Genomic DNA, 14,516 nt, shown 5'->3' on the forward strand with positions numbered 1-14,516 from the left:
TCAGTCGTGCGTCGGGAAGGCCAGCGCCAGCCTGCTCGACGGCGACCGCGCCGGGTCGACCCACCGGCTGGTCACGACCTTGCCACGGGTGAAGAAGTGGACCCCTTCCACGCCGTGCGCGTGGGTGTCGCCGAACAGCGACGCCTTCCAGCCGCCGAACGAGTAGTAGGCCATCGGCACCGGGATCGGCACGTTGACGCCGATCATCCCGACCTGGACGTCCTGCTCGAAGTCGCGGGCCACGCCGCCGTCGCGGGTGAACACGGCGACGCCGTTGCCGTACGGGTTGGCGTTCACCAGGTCCAGGGCCTCCTGGTACGTGTCCACGCGCACCACGTTCAGCACCGGACCGAAGATCTCCTCGGTGTAGATGCTCATCTCCGGCGTGACGTTGTCGAACAGCGTCGGCCCGAGCCAGAACCCGTCCGGCCGGTCCTCGACCCGCAGGTCCCGCCCGTCCACGACGAGCTTCGCGCCGGCCGCGACACCGGCGTCCACAAAGGACGCGACCCGGTCGCGGTGTGCCCTGGTGACCAGCGGCCCCATGTCGCAGCCCTGCGTGCCGTCGCCGACGCGCAGCTTCGCCATCCGCGAGGTGATGCGCGCGACCGCGTCGTCGGCGACCGGCCCCACCGTGACCAGCACGCTGACCGCCATGCACCGCTCTCCGGCCGAGCCGAACCCCGCGTTGACGGCGGCGTCGGCCACCACGTCGAGGTCGGCGTCCGGCAGCACCACCATGTGGTTCTTCGCGCCGCCGAGGGCCTGCACGCGCTTGCCGTTCGCGGTCGCCCGCTCGTACACGTACCGGGCGATCGGCGTCGAGCCGACGAAGCTGATCGCCGCGACGTCGGGGGAGTCCAGCAGCGCGTCCACGGCCACCTTGTCGCCCTGCAGGACGTTGAACACCCCGTCGGGCAGCCCCGCCTCCTTCCAGAGCTCGGCGACCCAGATGAGCGCCGTGGGGTCCTTCTCGCTGGGCTTGACCACGACGGTGTTTCCCGCCGCGATCGCGACCGGGTAGAACCACATCGGCACCATCGCCGGGAAGTTGAACGGGCTGATGATGCCCACCACCCCGAGCGGCTGCCGCTTGGAGTGGACGTTCACGCCGGTCGACACGCCTTCGGAGAAGGAACCCTTGAGCAGGTGCGGCATCCCGCAGGCGAACTCGACGACCTCCAGCCCGCGGGTCACCTCGCCGACCGCGTCCTCCAGCACCTTGCCGTGCTCGGCGGTGATGATGGCGGCCAGCTCCCGCTTGCGCGCGTTGAGCAGCTCCCGGAAGCGGAAGACGATGCGGGTGCGCGAGGACAGCGAGCTGCGGCCCCACGACGTGGCGGCGCGCGCCGCGGCGGCGATGACGTGCTGCGCGTCCGCCTCGTCCGCGAAGCAGACCGACGACGTGACCGCTCCGGTCGCGGGGTTGGTCACCTCTCCCCGCCGGGTCGACGTGCCGGTGTATTTCGCGTTGTCCACCCAGTGTTCGACGAGCGCCTCAGTCATGGCGCCAATCGTTCGGCACGTGCCACCGGCGGGACAATGGACACACTGTCAGAGCGGGCGCGGGGATCGCGGACAGCATGTCAACGGCCGTGTTCAGCCCGTGAACGTCAGGTACAGCAGCACGAGGTTGAGCGAGATGACACACGCCGCGACCGCCGAAGCGGCGGCGGTGGTCAGCGGATGGTTGGTGTGCGCACCCATCACCGCCCGCCGGCTGGTGAGAACCACCAGTGGGACGAGCGCGAACGGGATGCCCATCGAGAGCACCACCTGGGAGACCACGAGCGCGGCGCTGGGCTCGGCGCCCAGCGCCAGCACCACGATCGCCGGTATCACCGTGAGCGTCCGCCGCAGCGGCAACGGGATCCGCCGGCGCAGCAGGCCGTCCATCACCTCCGCGCCGGCCGCGCTGCCCACCGCCGTGGAGGCCAGCCCCGAGCCGAGCAGCGCCACCGCGAAGAGCAGCGCGACGCCGGCGCCGACCTCGGAGGAGAGCAGGGCGTGCACGCCGTGCAGCGTGTCGGTGCCGGGCAGCCGGTGCAGGCTCGACGCGGCGACGAGCAGCAGGGAGAGGTTGAGCAGGCCGGCGACCAGGAGCGCGGCGACGACGTCCGCGCGGGTCGCGGCGAGCGTGCGCCGGACGTCCAACCCGGCGCCGGGCGTGCGGAACCGCCCCGCGGTCAGGCCGGAGTGAAGGTAGATGACGTGCGGCATCACGGTGGCGCCGACGATGCCCGAGGCGAGCAGCACGCTGTCGGTGCCGGCGAAGGAGGGGACGAGGCCGCCGGCCATCGCGGCGCCCGGCGGGTCCACCACGAGCCCCGCCACGAAACCCGCGGCGATCAGCGCGAGAAAGCCCATGATGACGCGCTCCAGGGCGGGCTGGCCGTGCGCGTCGCCGACCCGGAGGATGAGCAGCGAGACCGCCGCCGTGCACAGCGCGCCCGCGACGAGCGGGAGGTCGAAAAGCAGCGCGAGCGCGATGGCGCCGCCGATGACCTCGGCCATGTCGGTGGCGACCGCGATCGCCTCGGCCTGCAGCCAGTACGCCACGCGGGTCTTCGTGCCGAGCCGGGTGCCGAGCTGGCCGGCGAGCGAGCGGTCGGTGACGACGCCGAGCTTGGCGGACAGGTACTGGACCAGGACCGCCATGACGTTGGCGAGCACGACGACCCAGACCAGCGTGTACCCGTAGCGGGCGCCCGCCGTGACGTTGGTGGCGACGTTGCCCGGGTCGACGTACGCGACCGCGGCGATGAACGCCGGACCGAGCAGCGTCAGTCCGCGCGCGGGTTTGGCTCTCAGCACGAGGACTCCGGGCGTGGATGTGGAGCAGGAATTTGCTCCGATTGGCTCGGGAGTCTAGGGCCGGGCGGGCGCCGATGCTAGCGTGATCGGCATGCGCACAGCCGTCGTCCGGGTGGTCATCGATCGGGACGGGGTCCTGTCCCCGGCGGACTACGAGGCGGGGCTGCGGCGGCTGCGCGAGCGGGGCACGGAGGTCGTGGCCTCGCCGGCCGGCCGCCTGCCCGACCGAAACCGCGAGGTCGAGCTGATCGTGCCGGGCCTGGACCCGGCCGACGTCGACAAGCACGCGACCGCCTGCGCCGAGGCGTTCGGCGTTCCGGCGGCGGCCGGCGTCGTCACGTACATCAGCCGGGGGACCGACGACGACGCCCACGGGGTGCTCGCCGCCTTCAAGGTCGACGGCACGGTGGAGCGGACGTTCGACGGCGACGGCGAGGTCGTCACGGTCACCCTCGATCCGGCCGGCATGCGGCGGGTGCCGGAGAGCCGGCTGCACACGGCCCTCGAGGCGGCGCTCAACTGCGAGGTGCGGATCCGGGCCACCCCGTCAGCGCGGTGACAGCACACCGCGCAGCAGGCTCTCCCGCAGGAAGGCGTGCGCCCGCGCCTCGCTGGTGCGCGCGTGCTCCTGGTACGGCACCCACAGCAGCGACCGGAAGTGCAGGGCGGTCTCCACCGGGTCGGCGACCTTGCGCAGCTGGCCCGCGCCGGTGCCGCGCCGCATGATCCTGCGCAGCTCGGCGAAGCGCTGCTCGGTCGCGATGAAGTAGTCGTGCAGCGGGCCGGTCGTCGTCTCCCGCCGGCTCCACCCGTACGAGACGATCCGCCCTTCCTCCGGGTAGCGGCGGTTCATGTACACGAACACCCGCGAGATGGCGTCCAGCGACTGCGGCACCGGCGAACCCGCGGTCACGATCGCCCGGAACGCCTTGTCGAACCGGTCGCCGTAGCTGCCGAGGATCTCCCCGAGCAGCGCCTCCTTGGACTCGATCCGGCGGTACAGCGTGCCCATCCGCACGCCGGCCGCGTTTGCCACGTCGCGGATCGTCGTGGCCTCGTAGCCGTGCCGGGCGAACTCCGCCCGGGCCGCCGCGACGATCGCCTCCCGGTCGCCGGGCGCGGCGGCGCGGCCGCTCCTGCGCCAGCCGGCCATGGTGTCGGTGGCCGCCTTCAGCGCCGCCGAGCCGTCCAGCTCGCGGTCGTCCGGGCAGTCGACGACGAGGCCGTGCAGCAGCAGGTCGCACAGGTGCGCCGCGAGCGTCCGCGGGCTCGTCACGCTCGGGTAGAACGAGGCGGCGTAGAAGGACAGGTGCTGCAGCGCGAAGCGCAGGACGCCGAGGTCGACGGCGGGAGCGGCGCCGGACGTGGCCAGCGCGCCCACCGCCTGGCGCCAGGCCCGCTCCAGCGCCGGTGACTGCAGCCGCATGGCGTCCCGGAACCGGTCCGTCGACACCGTCGGCGGGGCCTCGTGCGCGCGGAGCCGGACGGCGGCGGCGTGCTGGAAGCTGAGCGCGACGACATCGGCCGTCAGCCGCTGGATCGTGGCCTCCGGGTCGGCCTCGGGCCGGCGGACCGCCCCCGCGCTGAGGTCGTCGAGCGCGTGGCCGAGCGACGTCAACAGGTCCACCGCGATGTCTTCCTTGGACCGGAAGTGGTGGTACAGGCTTCCCGGGAGCACGCCCACCGCGTCGGCGATGTCGTTCATCGTCGTGGCCGCGTAGCCCGACGCCTCGAACAGCCGCGCCGCCGTCTGCCGCACCGCGTCGGCCCGGCTGCCGGTGACCGCGACGTCCGGCACCCGCGAGAGGGAAGCTGTCATGCGCACCAGTATGCCGGTTGGCGGCGGGCGGCCGGGGTACCACCCGGACTGAAGATCGAATCAAATATTCGCTCCGCAAGACTCCCTGCTGGACGCGGTGCGTGTAATACTCCCGTCGTACGTGGGTCACTTGATCGAAACACCCGCGACCGGCACGGACTCGCCGCGACGGAGGAAACCAGAGTGGGCGAACGAGCGAACCTCACCGCTGAGCCGTCCCGGCCGCGCCTTCGAGCAGTCCGGGACGTTCCGGCGGACACCGCCGAGCTCGGCGGCCTCAGCACGTTCACGATCGAAGACTTTCTCGCCATGCCCGTCACCCAGCAGGGCGCGCCCGTCGTGGTCGCCGGCAAGCAGCACCTGGACAGGCGGGTCCGCTGGCTGCACGTCATCGAGCTGGTGGACACCCAGGGACTGCTTCAGGGCGGGGAGCTGATACTTGCTACGGGCATCGCGTTTCCGCAGGCGCCCGAGGAGATCGCGCAGTACGTCGACGCGCTGGCCGACCAGGGCATCGCCGGCCTCGCGATCGAGCTGGGCCGCCGCTTCGCCACCGTGCCGCCGGCCATGGTCCGGGCCTGCAACCGCCGGCACGTCCCGCTCATCGCCTTCCACCGCGAGGTCCCGTTCGTCAAGATGACCGAGGCGGCCCACTCGATCATCCTGATGGGCCAGCGCCGCCTGCTGCAGGTCACGGCGGCCGCGCACGAGCGGTTCACCGAGCTCACCTCGGCCGAGGCCCCGATGGAGGACCTGGTCACCGCCGCGGCCGAGCTCGCCGGCGGCCAGGTCGTCTTCGCCAACCTCATGCACCAGGTCCTCGCCCTGCACGAGCCCGATGGCGAGACCGAGCAGCTGCTCAACCGCTGGAACCGCAAGGCGTTCACGCTGACGAAGGCGTTCGGCACCCAGGTCGACAAGGCCGACCACACCGTCGTCACGCCGGTCGAGGTCCGCGGCCGCCAGCGCGGGCGGCTCGTGCTGTTTTCCACCGGCCCGCCCGACCGGGCACAGGTCACCGTCATCGAGCGGGCGGCCGTGGCGCTCGGGATGCTCCTGCTGCTGCAGGACGACGACGTCGTCGTCGCGAACGCGCACCGGACCGTGCTGGAAAGCATCATCTCCGGCCGGTCCGGCGGCGTGGAGGCGATGCACGCGCGCGCCGCCGCCCTGGGCCGCCCCACCCGCGGTCGCTACTACCTGCCGGTCGTCGTGGTCTCGGCCGGCCGCGACCTGCGCTGGGTGGTCAACCGGGCACTGGACGAGACGCGCCTGGACGGCCTGGCCGCGCAGGTCGGTCCGGACCGCTGGGGAGCGCTGCTGCTGTTGAAGACCGAGCAGTTCGAGCAGGCGGTGTCGGCGTTCGCCGCCTGCGTCCTCGAACTGTGCCGGGGTGTGGGCATCGACCGCCCCGTCGTCGCGCGCGGCGGCCTGGTCTCGGCGCTGGCCGACGTGCGCCACTCGGTCGCCGAGGCGGTCGACGTGGCGCTGGCCTCGCGCGTGGCCGGCAGCCCGCGCAACCGCAAGGACGTGTACGCCATCGAGGACGTGAAGCTGCGCGGACTGCTGTACACGCTGCGCAACGACTCCCGGCTGCAGGCCTTCGTCGAGCGGATGCTCGGGCCGCTGCTGCATCGGGACACATTGGACGGTGGCGGTGACTGGGTGCGCACCCTCGGTGTCTACCTGCGCTTCCAGGGCAACAAGTCGCTGACCGCGCAGGAGCTGGGCGTCTCGCGGCCGACGCTGTACGAGCGCCTCGGCCGCATCCAGCGCCTGCTGCGGGTCGACCTGGACGATCCAGAGTGGAGCACCTCGCTGTACGCCGCCATCATGGTCGTGGAGGCGACCGCGGCGGACTCACCGGCGTTGCCGCAGAAGCGGCGCGAGAGTCTTTGACAAGTCGTCAGGAAGCCGTCGAGCCGCTTTGACAGAGTGCGACTGGCTACCACGACCGGTCTTACCGATGCTGTTGGACAGGCGCCTGTGTGGCGGCCGTCACGAAGCATCTACGCGGGGTCGGTGCGAGACCCCGGAGAATACCGACCAAATGGTCGGTTTCAAATGAGATCAACCCCCAGGCCGGCGACGAGCGGTTCGCGCAGTCGCCGCGTGGCGACCACGTGTCGCAACGAGATGGTCGCACCAAAGACGGGAGCAACAAAGCATGAAGGGTTGGCGTAAGGCAGCGCGGTCGGCGGCCGCGGTGCTCGCTGTGGCGGTCGCCGCGACAGGCTGCGGCTCCGGTGACGACGGCGGTGGCGGCGCATCGGGCGAACCGAAGCGCGGCGGCCGTCTCACGTACGCGATCAACGTCGAGACGCCCTCGTTGGACCCGGCGTTCTGCGGTGTGCAGTCGTTCGACAGGTGCGCGCCGATCTTCGGCACGCTGCTGCGGTACGACCTGGACAAGAAGGAGTTCACCGGCCAGATGGCCGAGTCGTTCGAGAGCACGGACGGCAAGACGTGGACGCTGAAGCTGCGCTCCGGCGTGAAGTTCAGCGACGGCACCCCGTTCGACGCCGAGGCCGTGGTCTTCAACTGGGACCGCATCAAGGACCCGAAGACGCTCTCGCCGTCGGCGCGGGTCACCCAGGGCATGACCTGGCAGGCGACCGACGCCCAGACCGTCACGGTGACGCTGGCCAAGCCCAACTACCAGCTGCCGTGGGCGCTGGTACGCGGCCTGAGCGCGATCGGCTCGCCGGCAGCCATCCAGAAGGCCGGCGCCGACGTGAGCAACTCGCCGGTGGGCGCCGGGCCGTTCACGCTCAAGAAGTGGACCCGCAACTCCCAGCTGGAGCTGGCCCGCAACCCCACCTACTTCGAGTCCGGCCTGCCGTACCTGGACGAGCTCGTCATCAAGGTGATCGGCGCCGACGACCAGCGCCTCAACGCGCTGCGCAGCGGCGAGATCGATGTGGACTGGTCGCTGCTGACAAAGGACGCCAAGGCGATCGAGTCCGAGGGCGGGTACGAGGTGTTCCGCGTGCCGCTGGTCGGCGGCACCGGACTGCAGTTCAACCTCAAGGACCCCGTCGTGCGGGACGAGGGGCTGCGCAAGGCGATGCTGTCCGCGTTCGACAGCGCACAGATCAACAACGCGGTGTACGGCGGTGACCCCGCTGTCGACGCCTTCCTGCGGCCGGACGCGCCGGAACGGGACGACTCGTTCGGCACGTTCCCGAAGAAGGACCTCGCCGAGGCGCAGCGCCTCTTCGACGACTACCTCGCCCGCACCGGCAAGTCGAGCGAGACCGTCACGTTCACCTGCTACGCCGGCGTGCCGGCGCTGGAGCAGGTGGCCCAGCTCATCCAGTCGCAGATGCAGCAGATCAAGGGCCTGACGTTCAAAATCAACGCGGTCGACGGCGCGTCGCTGTCGGTGGCCTCCAACAAGCGGGAGTTCCAGACCATCATGGGCGCCACGCTGTCGCAGGAGATGGACCGGCTCTACGACGTCTTCCACACCGAGGGCGCGCTCAACGTGATGAGCTACTCCAACTCCACAGTGGACGAGGCGCTGGAGGTCACCCGCTCCTCGGACGACAAGGCCGCGGTGGAGGCCGCGTACAAGAAGGTCGTCGGCGAGCTGTCCAAGGACGGGCCGCTGCGCAACTGGCGGTACCAGACCGGCCACCTCTATGTGAACGAGGACGTCAAGGGAATCGTGGTCGCCGGCACGAACTCGGGTGCCAGCGCCTACTTCCAGTACGCCTGGAAGGACTGAGCGGTCATGGTGGGCGCCCTGAGTCGCTACGCGAGCTCGGTGGCCAGGTTCTTCCTGTTGCTGTTCCTGGTCACCGTGGCGGTCTTCCTCCTGCTCGAACTCATCCCGGGCAGTCCGGTCGACGCGATCCTGCCGCAGGACGCGACGGCGGAGCAGATCGCCGCCGCCCGGGAGCAGTACGGCCTGGACCAGCCGATCTGGGAGCGGTACCTCTCCTGGATCGGCGGGGTCGTCCAGGGCGACTTCGGGCGCTCCTACCAGACCGGGCTCAGCGTCGCCGAGACGATCGCGGAACGCGCGCCCGTCTCCCTGGAGCTGGCCTTCCTGTCCATCCTGGTGGCGCTGGCCATCTCGATCCCGGTCGGCGTGTGGTCGGCGTACCGGCCGGGCGGCCTGCTGGACCGGGTCTCCACCTTCCTCATCTCGGCGACCCTGGCCACGCCGGCGTTCGTCCTCGGCATCCTGCTGGTGTACCTGTTCGGCGTCCAGCTCGGCGTGCTGCCGATCCTCGGCTGGACGCCGTTCTCCGAGGATCCGGTCGAGCACGTCCAGCGGCTGATCCTGCCCGTGCTCACGCTGGCCGCCGGCGAGTGCGTGCTGTTCACCCGCCTGCTCAAGGGCGACATGATGGCGACCCTCCAGCAGGACCACGTCCTGTCGGCCCGCGCCCGCGGCCTGCCCACCTGGCGGATCCTGCTGCGGCACGCGCTGCGCCAGTCCTCGTTCTCGCTGGTGACCGTCTCCGGCGTGGTGATCGGCCGGCTGATCGGCGGCACGGTCCTGGTGGAGGCGATCTTCTCGCTGCCCGGCATGGGCACGATGGTGATCACCGCCATCCACTCCCGGGACTACATCGTCGTGCAGGCCATGGTGCTGCTCACCGCGGTGATCTACCTGCTCATCAACACCGCGGTCGACCTGACGTATCCGCTGCTCGACCCCCGGGTGAGGAAGGTGCGGACCTCATGACCGAGATCATCCAGCAACGCGTCAGCCCGGACACCCCACCGGAACCGGCGGCGCCCGCCGCCGCGGAAACGCCACCGGTACGCCGGCGCCGCCGCCGGCGGGACATCGGCGCCGCGTTCGGCGTCGTCTGGATCGGCCTGGTCGTGCTCGCCGCGATCACGGCGGACTGGCTGCCGCTGCGCGACCCCAACGAGGTCACCAACGTGTTCAGCGGGCCGCCGGGCGGGGACTACCTGCTCGGCACCGACGCGATCGGCCGCGACGTGCTGTCCCGCATCGTCCACGGCGCCCGGATCTCGATGGCCGTGGCGATCGGCGCGACGAGCATCGCGCTGGTCATCGGCGTCTCGCTCGGCATGGTCGCCGGCTACTTCCGCGGCGTCGTCGACTCGATCATCAGCATGTTCGTGAACTTCATGCTCGCGTTCCCGCCGCTGATCTTCCTGATCGCCCTGGTCACCGCGCTCCAGCCGGGCCTGGTGACGCTCGTGGTGGCGCTCGCGCTGCTCGGCGTGCCCAACTTCGCCCGGGTGGCGCGGGCCAACACGATCGCGTTCGCCGACCGCGAGTTCGTCACCGCGGCCAAGGCGCTGGGCGCCGGACCGCTGCGCATCCTGACCCGGGAGCTGCTGGTGAACGTGATGCTCCCGGTGATGTCGCTCGCCCTCGTCGTGATGGCGACGCTGGTCGTGGCCGAGGGCAGTCTCAGCTTCCTCGGCGTCGGCATCCCACCACCCGCACCGAGCTGGGGCGGCATGCTGGCCGCCGGCCGCGAGTCGCTCAGCGAGCACCCGCTGCTGGTGCTGGTCCCCGCGCTGTTCTTCTTCCTCACGGTGTTCGCGTTCAACCGGCTCGGCGACTGGGCGCGGGGCCGCGTCGGCAGGGAGTCCTCGATATGAGCACCGACGCGCGACCGAAGGTCGGCGTAGCGCCCACCGCGCCGGCCGGCAACCTCCTCGAGGTGGAGAGCCTGCGGGTCTGGTTCGACACCCCGCGCGGGCTCGTACGCGCCGTCGACGGCGTCGACCTGACCCTGCGCCGGGGCGAGACGCTCGGCATCGTCGGCGAGTCCGGCTCCGGCAAGTCCGTGCTGTCCCGGGCGATCATGAAGATCCTGGCGCCCAACGCGCAGGTGCTGCCCGGCAGCCACATCCGGCTCAACGACGTCGACCTCGCCACGGTCAACCCCAAGCGGAACAGGCACCTGTGGGGCGTGGACCTCGCCATGGTCTTCCAGGACCCGATGACCTCGCTCACGCCGGTGCTCCCGGTGGGCAAGCAGCTGACCGAGACGCTGCGGTACCACCTGAAGCTCGACAAGGGCGCGGCGTACGCCGAAGCCGTCCGCCTGCTCACGCTCGTCGGCATCCCCGAGCCGGAGAAGCGGTTCCACCAGTACCCGCACAACCTCTCCGGCGGGATGCGGCAGCGCGTCACGATCGCCCTGGCCATCTCCTGCTCGCCCAAGCTGCTGATCGCCGACGAGCCGACGACCGCGCTCGACGTGACCGTCCAGCACCAGATCCTCAACCTGCTGGCGGACCTGCAGGAGAAGTCGCACATGTCGATGATCCTGATCACCCACGACCTCGGCGTGGTGGCCGGCCGCACCGACGCGATCGCGGTGATGTACGCCGGCCGTGTCGTGGAGACCGCGCCGACCCCGCGGCTGTTCGCCAACATGCGGCACCCGTACACGCGGGCGCTGATCGACGCGATCCCCAAGGTGACGCTGCCCAGCCACACCCGCCTCGCGTCCATCCCCGGGCGGCCGCCGGTGGTCGTCGACCCGCCGCCCGGCTGCAGCTTCGCCCCGCGCTGCCCCTCGGCGCAGCAACGGTGCCTGGAGCAGACGCCCGCGCTCGAACCGGACCCCGACGCGCCGGTCCACTCGGCCGCCTGCTTCTTCCCGCTCGGCACACCGGCCGGGGTGGCGGCCCGCGAACGCAACATCGCCGCGGGCGTCACCGCGGCGGGTACACCTGTCGCTTCTGAGGTGGTGGTCTGATGGCCGGCAGCGGAACCGCGCACCTGCGCGACGCGGACGACGTGGTCCTGTCCGTCCGCAACCTGATCGTCGAGTACGCCGGCCGCCGCGGCGAGCGGGTCTTCGCCGTCTCGGACGTCAGCTTCGACGCGCGGCGGGGCGAGACGATCGGCCTGGTGGGGGAGTCCGGCTGCGGCAAGTCCAGCGTCGCCCGCGCCATCATGCAGCTTCCGGCGCCCACCTCGGGCTCGGTGCGGCTGGACGGCGTCGAGGTCGCCGGCCTCACCGGCGCGACGCTGCGGCGGCAGCGGCGCAAGCTTCAGATGATCTTCCAGGACCCGATCTCGTCGCTCAACCCGCTGCGCAAGGTGAAGGACATCGTCGCCGAGGGCCTGCGCATCCACGGCGGGCTGACCCGCGCGGACATCGAGTCGCGCACCCACACCATGATCGAGCGGGTCGGGCTCGACCCCTCGACCGCCGCCGAACGCCGGCCGCACGAGTTCTCCGGCGGCCAGTGCCAGCGCATCTCGATCGCGCGGGCCATGGTGCTCGACCCCGAGGTGCTCATCTGCGACGAGCCGGTCTCCGCGCTCGACGTCTCCGTGCAGGCGCAGATCATGAACCTGCTGGAGGAGATGAAGGAGCGCTACCGGCTCACGATGCTGTTCATCGCACACGACCTCGCCGTCGTGAAGAACCTCAGCGACCGCATCGTCGTGATGTACCTCGGCAAGGTGTGCGAGGTCGGCACCTCGGACGACCTGTTCGCCTCGCCCGCGCACCCGTACACGCGGGCGCTGGCCCAGTCGATCCCGGAGCCGGACCCCGAGGCGCCGATCCAGGAGGCGGCGCTCTCCGGAGACCTGCCCTCGCCGCTGAACCCGCCGACCGGCTGCCGCTTCCGCACCCGGTGCCCGCTGGCCCAGGAGGTCTGCGAGGCGGAGGAGCCGCAGGTGCGGGAGGTGCGGCCGGGCCGGTTCGCCGCGTGCCACTTCCCGCTCGACGCGTCCTCGGGGTACCGCACCTGGCCGAGCACGCGGCCGTCTGACAACAGTCCAAAGTGTACTCCGAGAAGAACGGAGAAGGTTTCGTGGCGGATCAAGAAGTCGAGGTCAACGGCGGGATCGTCGTGTACGAGCTGATCGGTCCCGAGGACGGCGAGGTGGTCGTCGTGACGCCGGGCGGCCGCTTCAGCAAGGACTACGGCGGCGTGCACGAGCTGGCGAACGCGCTCGCCGAGGGCGGCAAGCGGGTCCTGCTCTGGGACCGGCCCAACTGCGGCCGCTCCGACGTGCAGGTGTTCGGCCGGTCGGAGTCGCACATGCGGGCCCAGACGCTCGGGCAGCTGCTGGAGAAGATCGGGATCGACCGGGTGGTCGCGGCCGGCGGGTCCGGCGGCGCCCGCGACATGATCGTCTTCACCCAGCTGTACCCGGAGAAGGTGCGCAAGCTGCTCACCTGGTGCATCGTCGGCGGCACCTACAGCACGATGAGCCTCGCCGGCGTCTACATCATGAACGAGCTGCGCACCGTCCGGTCGCAGGGCATCGAGGGCGTCATCAACCTCGGCGGCGTCGCGGGCGGCGGCTGGGCGGCGCTGTGCGAGGCCAACCCGCGCAACGCCGACCGGCTGCGGGCCATCGGCGCGGAGGAGTTCGAGCGGGTGATGACGCGCTGGCTCGACGCGTTCATCCCGAAGCCGAACGAGTCGATCCCCGGCGTACCCGACTGGGAGTTCGACCTCATCGACGTGCCCACGCTGGTGGTCCGCGGCGGCGAGCGGGACTACGACCACCCCAAGCGCACCTCGTTCGAGGTACACGCGCTGATCAAGGGTTCGCGGCTGGTCGAGCCGCCGTGGCCGGAGGACGCGTGGGAGCAGGCGGCCGCCGCGACCGGGCAGGGGAGGGGTGCGCTCTTCGACTTCTGGCAGCTCGGTGCACCCGAGTTCCTGAAGTTCATCGACGAGTGAGAGCGTCCCGGCAGCGCCAGGACCAGCGCAAACGGCCCTCACGCTAGCGGCGGAACGGGCCTCAGGTTTACCATCATGCGGAGCAATAATTTGCTTCGAGAGCGACCAGCGAGGGAAGAGAGGGAACGATGACCGTTCCGGCTGGACCTCTTATCGACGCCAGCGTGCACGTCTTCTTCACGTCCGACGCGGACCTGCGGACCTACCTGCGGGAGCCGTTCAAGAGCCGCGGCTACCCGCACGTGGACGTGCCCTGGTTCGCCCCGCCCGGCCCGCGCTACGTCGAGGGCTCCCAGGGCGCCGGGGGCGCGCACCCCGGCTCCGACCCCGACGCCACCGGCCGGGTGATCCTGGACGAGCGCGGGTTCGACTTCGCGGTGCTGCACCCGATGACCGCCGCCTCGATCCTGCCCGACTGGCACCTCGGCTCGGCGATCCTGGCGGCCACCAACCAGATGCTCGTCGAGCGCTGGCTCGACTCCGGCGACTACCGCGACCGCTTCCGCGGCACCATCCGGGTCAACCCGCGGGACATCGACAGCGCGGTCAAGGAGATCGGGCGCTGGAAGGACCACCCGCGCGTGGTGCAGATCGGCCTGCCGATGCAGACCGAGGTGCCGTACGGGCGCCCCCAGTTCAAGCCGCTGTGGCGGGCCGCCTGCGACGCCGGCCTGCCGGTGGCCGTGCACCTGGAGATGGGCGTGGGCATCACCCACCCGCCGACGCCCTCGGGCATCACCCGGACCTTCTCGCACCTGGCCGCGTACCAGCCGATGACGTTCGTCTGGCACCTGCTGAACATGATCGCCGAGGGCGTGTTCCACGAGTTCCCCGACCTCAAGGTGGTGTGGTCGGACGGCGCCGCGGACATGCTCACCCCGTTCATCTGGCGGATGGACACGTTCGGCCGCCCGCACCTGGAACAGACGCCGTGGTCGCCGAACATCCCCAGCTCGTACCTGCCCGGCCACACGTACTTCGTGCACGGCCTGCTCGACGGCCCTGGTGACGCGGAGTTCGCCGGGCAGTGGCTCGGGTTCACCGGCAAGGAGGACATGCTCCTGTTCGGTTCGAGCTATCCACAGTGGCTGGCGGCGGGGCCGGACGACCTGCCGGCGGCCTGGTCGCCCGCGCAGCGCGCCAAGGTGCTCGGCGCGAACGCGGCGCGGCTGTACGGCATCCGGGCCGCCGAGCCGGCCACCACCTGACCGTCGAAAGGAGA

At 71.0% G+C, this 14,516-nt stretch carries 12 protein-coding genes; 9 read left to right on the top strand and 3 right to left on the bottom strand.

The features are described 5' to 3' along the window. Both Phou_RS31805 and Phou_RS31810 read right to left on the bottom strand, forming a co-directional pair. Positions 1-1,506, bottom strand: a complete 1,506-nt coding sequence (locus tag Phou_RS31805; RefSeq protein ID WP_173062897.1) for a CoA-acylating methylmalonate-semialdehyde dehydrogenase — start codon at positions 1,504-1,506, stop codon at positions 1-3. Between the two features lie 93 nt (positions 1,507-1,599). Further along, on the bottom strand, positions 1,600-2,814 hold the full coding sequence (locus Phou_RS31810) for an Nramp family divalent metal transporter (RefSeq protein WP_173062900.1): 1,215 nt from the start codon (positions 2,812-2,814) through the stop codon (positions 1,600-1,602). A gap of 91 nt (positions 2,815-2,905) precedes the next feature. Between Phou_RS31810 and Phou_RS31815 the strand changes: the two genes are divergently transcribed. Further along, the gene (locus Phou_RS31815; RefSeq protein ID WP_173062903.1) at positions 2,906-3,373 is read left to right on the top strand and encodes a hypothetical protein; all 468 of its coding nucleotides are present in this window, start codon (positions 2,906-2,908) and stop codon (positions 3,371-3,373) included. Here the strand turns inward: Phou_RS31815 and Phou_RS54625 are convergent. Then, the gene (locus Phou_RS54625; protein WP_173062906.1) at positions 3,362-4,633 is read right to left on the bottom strand and encodes a TetR/AcrR family transcriptional regulator; all 1,272 of its coding nucleotides are present in this window, start codon (positions 4,631-4,633) and stop codon (positions 3,362-3,364) included. The two genes, Phou_RS31815 and Phou_RS54625, sit on opposite strands and share 12 nt — an antisense overlap. Positions 4,634-4,816: 183 nt before the next feature. Between Phou_RS54625 and Phou_RS31825 the strand changes: the two genes are divergently transcribed. The 8 genes from Phou_RS31825 to Phou_RS31860 all read left to right on the top strand — a co-directional run bounded on the left by Phou_RS31825 (position 4,817) and on the right by Phou_RS31860 (position 14,502). Then, positions 4,817-6,532 (top strand): PucR family transcriptional regulator, encoded by a 1,716-nt coding sequence (locus tag Phou_RS31825; RefSeq protein WP_173062909.1) that lies wholly within the window; start codon positions 4,817-4,819, stop codon positions 6,530-6,532. Positions 6,533-6,800: 268 nt separating this feature from the next. Continuing rightward, on the top strand, positions 6,801-8,363 hold the full coding sequence (locus tag Phou_RS31830) for an ABC transporter substrate-binding protein (protein WP_173062912.1): 1,563 nt from the start codon (positions 6,801-6,803) through the stop codon (positions 8,361-8,363). 6 nt (positions 8,364-8,369) lie between these two features. Continuing rightward, the gene (locus Phou_RS31835; protein WP_173062915.1) at positions 8,370-9,332 is read left to right on the top strand and encodes an ABC transporter permease; all 963 of its coding nucleotides are present in this window, start codon (positions 8,370-8,372) and stop codon (positions 9,330-9,332) included. Beyond that, complete coding sequence (locus Phou_RS31840; RefSeq protein ID WP_173062918.1) at positions 9,329-10,231, top strand: ABC transporter permease; 903 nt, start codon at positions 9,329-9,331, stop codon at positions 10,229-10,231. Before Phou_RS31835 ends, Phou_RS31840 begins: the two co-directional genes overlap by 4 nt. Then, complete coding sequence (locus tag Phou_RS31845; protein ID WP_173062921.1) at positions 10,228-11,340, top strand: ABC transporter ATP-binding protein; 1,113 nt, start codon at positions 10,228-10,230, stop codon at positions 11,338-11,340. Before Phou_RS31840 ends, Phou_RS31845 begins: the two co-directional genes overlap by 4 nt. After that, positions 11,340-12,464, top strand: a complete 1,125-nt coding sequence (locus Phou_RS31850) for an ABC transporter ATP-binding protein (protein WP_173062923.1) — start codon at positions 11,340-11,342, stop codon at positions 12,462-12,464. Before Phou_RS31845 ends, Phou_RS31850 begins: the two co-directional genes overlap by 1 nt. Continuing rightward, positions 12,413-13,294 carry an alpha/beta fold hydrolase gene (locus tag Phou_RS31855; protein WP_173062926.1) on the top strand — a complete coding sequence of 294 codons (882 nt, stop codon included), beginning with the start codon at positions 12,413-12,415 and terminating at the stop codon, positions 13,292-13,294. The genes Phou_RS31850 and Phou_RS31855 overlap by 52 nt, the downstream gene beginning before the upstream one ends. Positions 13,295-13,422: 128 nt before the next feature. Continuing rightward, positions 13,423-14,502 (top strand): amidohydrolase family protein, encoded by a 1,080-nt coding sequence (locus Phou_RS31860; protein ID WP_173062929.1) that lies wholly within the window; start codon positions 13,423-13,425, stop codon positions 14,500-14,502. The last annotated feature ends 14 nt before the right edge of the window (positions 14,503-14,516 follow it).

This window comes from Phytohabitans houttuyneae (assembly GCF_011764425.1).
GTDB classification, from domain to species: Bacteria; Actinomycetota; Actinomycetes; order Mycobacteriales; family Micromonosporaceae; genus Phytohabitans; species Phytohabitans houttuyneae.

Excerpts from the sequence above, each read along its gene's own strand:
- Phou_RS31805 (WP_173062897.1), bottom strand. The coding sequence starts at position 1,506 with ATGACTGAGGCGCTCGTCGAACACTGGGTGGACAACGCGAAATACACC.
- Phou_RS31815 (WP_173062903.1), top strand. The coding sequence starts at position 2,906 with ATGCGCACAGCCGTCGTCCGGGTGGTCATCGATCGGGACGGGGTCCTG.
- Phou_RS54625 (WP_173062906.1), bottom strand. The coding sequence starts at position 4,633 with ATGACAGCTTCCCTCTCGCGGGTGCCGGACGTCGCGGTCACCGGCAGC.
- Phou_RS31830 (WP_173062912.1), top strand. The coding sequence starts at position 6,801 with ATGAAGGGTTGGCGTAAGGCAGCGCGGTCGGCGGCCGCGGTGCTCGCT.
- Phou_RS31835 (WP_173062915.1), top strand. The coding sequence starts at position 8,370 with ATGGTGGGCGCCCTGAGTCGCTACGCGAGCTCGGTGGCCAGGTTCTTC.
- Phou_RS31840 (WP_173062918.1), top strand. The coding sequence starts at position 9,329 with ATGACCGAGATCATCCAGCAACGCGTCAGCCCGGACACCCCACCGGAA.
- Phou_RS31845 (WP_173062921.1), top strand. The coding sequence starts at position 10,228 with ATGAGCACCGACGCGCGACCGAAGGTCGGCGTAGCGCCCACCGCGCCG.
- Phou_RS31850 (WP_173062923.1), top strand. The coding sequence starts at position 11,340 with ATGGCCGGCAGCGGAACCGCGCACCTGCGCGACGCGGACGACGTGGTC.
- Phou_RS31860 (WP_173062929.1), top strand. The coding sequence starts at position 13,423 with ATGACCGTTCCGGCTGGACCTCTTATCGACGCCAGCGTGCACGTCTTC.